Source organism: Okeania sp. SIO2C9, assembly GCF_010672455.1.
Lineage (GTDB): Bacteria > Cyanobacteriota > Cyanobacteriia > Cyanobacteriales > Microcoleaceae > Okeania.
Genome location: NZ_JAAHGO010000182.1, coordinates 1 through 2,791 on the forward strand (window position 1 = coordinate 1; position 2,791 = coordinate 2,791).

2 protein-coding genes are annotated in these 2,791 nt (G+C 39.6%); both read left to right on the plus strand.

All coding sequences use genetic code 11. From position 1 onward, the window contains the following. The first annotated feature begins 634 nt into the window (after window positions 1–634). Window positions 635–1,237: a DUF1517 domain-containing protein gene (locus F6K23_RS40055; protein WP_293166720.1), complete on the plus strand. Its 603-nt coding sequence runs from the start codon at window positions 635–637 to the stop codon at window positions 1,235–1,237. Between the two features lie 349 nt (window positions 1,238–1,586). Beyond that, window positions 1,587–2,465, plus strand: coding sequence for a hypothetical protein (locus tag F6K23_RS40060; RefSeq protein ID WP_293166722.1), 879 nt, complete (start codon window positions 1,587–1,589; stop codon window positions 2,463–2,465). Window positions 2,466–2,791: the final 326 nt, after the last annotated feature.

A 2,791-nucleotide genomic window follows, 5' to 3' on the forward strand; every position in this document is an offset into this window, starting at 1 on the left:
AAAGACTGCTTCACTACAGAAACTCTACTACTTTACGGCAAGATGGTGACACTCAGATATCGCGCTATAGATTTGCATTGGGATTGTCCCGTTCATGCATGTGCGTTTTGTCCTAGCTGTGTGGCCGAAAGGGAAACAAATAATTCTGCTTTCAACCGATGTCACTCTATAAGCAGTAGAAATTGTCACCGCTTATTGTCACGCTTAGAATAATTGATAGGGAGTGTGGGGAGTGTGGGGTTAGGGGGAGAAAAAGACACCTAGAAACAAAAATCAGAGTGCACAGTTTTAGGTGTACCACTCCAGTAGCACAATTAAATATATTTCTAACTTAATATTCTCTGACCACAAAGAATTAGCCCTACTCCCGGGAGGGGAGCTAGAGGGGTGGGTGGAATTGCTTGTTGTCAAACACTCGCTACTTTAGCCATTGCTTGATTAATTTTCTATAGGGAGATTGACCTATCTTTCCTAACAACCCATGAGAGAGAAAAACATTTTTATTATGGCTAATTAATGAGATTTGATATAACCACTAAATTTCAATCATAACTGATTATCCAAACATGATATAATTAACCTTTATTACTTTTGACTTTTTGATTTTGACTTTTGATTTTTTTGAAGGTAAATTATGAGTTCTTGGCAAGATAGTTTCAAGAAATTTACAGGTAAAACTCGATTTGTTGTCTCTCGTTTATTTGTTCACTTAGCGGGTTCAGAGGTAACGCCTTTATTGGGTGTTTTGAATCGAGCTGTGAGGGAGATAGTTGCATCAGAAGGTAACTTGGAAATAGCAGGAGAAGGACTGGTTGAAGTCTGTCAGAGTCTCCTACAGTATGATACCTATTGGCAGTCTGCTTCTAATGAGGGAGATGTGATATGGGATGAAGGAGAAGCAGGAGATTTCTTTGACGAACTCTTTACAGACTCAGCCTCTCGTTACCTAAGCTCTGGGGACAATGAAGATTATGAGGCAGATGACCAACCTCTAACTTTATCACCTACTGGTAATTTAGTAGTAATGCTCACAGTTGCTTTTCAGGGAGAAGTGCCAGATATTGAAGCCGATCTTGCTAGCATGAATGCAATGACTGTAGCATTAAAAGCTTTAATTAATCTGCATTATCAAGAAAAACTGCGAGGTATTCAAATACATTTTTCTCCAGCACGTTTAGGGGATGAATTAGACAATGAACAACTATTACTCAATTTTTCAGAATTGATTCCCCTGTAGGTTATTTCAGTTATCAGTTAGCCTCCTCCGGAGGAGCTACGCTAACAGTACCTCTCCAATAAGGAGGCGACGAAAATACGGAATTTTCTTTTTTTTATCCCCTTAAAAGGGGAGACTTGAGACTACAATTTCTCGGTAAAACTTAAGATAGTTCGGTTGATCAAAATAATTGGGTCGCGCAACCTCGCCTTAAAAGGCGATCGGGTTTTTGGAGGGTTGCTCACGCATCCCCGTTACAAAAATAACTTCTGACCTCTGACTTCGTTATTCCCCTCTCAAAGGTAAAATCAAGGTATAATAATAAGTAACACTCACTCAAAATTAGATTATTTAGGAGCGATCGTAAAATATGTTGCGTAAATTGACGGTATTGTTTATGTGTTTAACATTGTGTTGGACAACAGTCGCTTGTGGCAGTTCAAACACAACTTCATATCAAAACTCAAATCCCAATATTTCCTCCAACCCCATTAAGCAAAACCGAAACCAAGTAACCCAGGGGGAATATCCTGTACAACAGGCAACCTATAATGATGCCAACGGTGAATATACTCTAATGTTGCTGAATACTCCGGCAGGTACACCACCGATGTATAGTACGACAGATTTGCAAATGGCAAGTTTGACTGAAGAAGAAATTCAGGAAGGCAAAACTAACTATACTGAGATTAATGGCAACCAAGCTAGTTTACATATTAAACCAGATTTTAAAATTGAATATGTACACAACGTAACTGAAACTCAAACCGATCCCCAAACAGGTAGACAAGAAACAATAATTGTGCGTCGGGAGTCTAATTTCTGGACACCTTTTGCTGGAGCAATAGCAGGTCAGGTCGTTGGTGGAGCAATTAGTAATATGTTGTTCAGACCTCAATATTATGTACCGCCAGTTTATCAACCAGGTGGAGTAATGACTGGTTATGGTGGGTATGGGAATAGCTATGACCAAGCTGTTAACCGATATCAAGAACGTTATCAAGCTCCACCAGCAGCAGTGAAAAATCGTCAAACATTGCGTGCTACAGGTGTAACTAATTCAACTAGAAGTAACAACACTCGCAGACAGCAGCAAAATCTCAATCGTTCCACAGGAAGTGGTGCTAGTGCCAGTGACTTGCGTCGTTCCAATCAAGCAAAACCTCGCCAACAACGTCGTAGTTTTGGTAGTGGTGGGTTATCTCCCTCTCGTCGCGGTGGTGGTTTTGGATCTAGACGACGCCGATAAATTAATCACATTTATCTAAAATTATAGCCACAACAATTAATTAATTTGAGCAGGGGCGAAAATTTGTTCGCCCCTAAATTTTGAATTAATTAGCTACTTATATCATGTCCGGTAGCATCGTTGTTGTATAGCAAAGGTAGGCAACAGCTCCGGAAGGCAGGAAGGCTTAATACCAATTTCATAAAATATTGCTACAGTATCGACACGGGCAACAGCTCATCTGCTCCGGAAGGCAACAGGGAAAGAAAAACTGGATAAAAAAGAGGAAAAAATGCTTAATTTTGACATTTGATGGATATATACAATTTTTAATTGTAGCAATAAAT

Bases quoted from the DNA above. Each gene is read 5' to 3' on its own strand.
- F6K23_RS40055 (WP_293166720.1), top strand. From the start codon at position 635: ATGAGTTCTTGGCAAGATAGTTTCAAGAAATTTACAGGTAAAACTCGA.
- F6K23_RS40060 (WP_293166722.1), top strand. From the start codon at position 1,587: ATGTTGCGTAAATTGACGGTATTGTTTATGTGTTTAACATTGTGTTGG.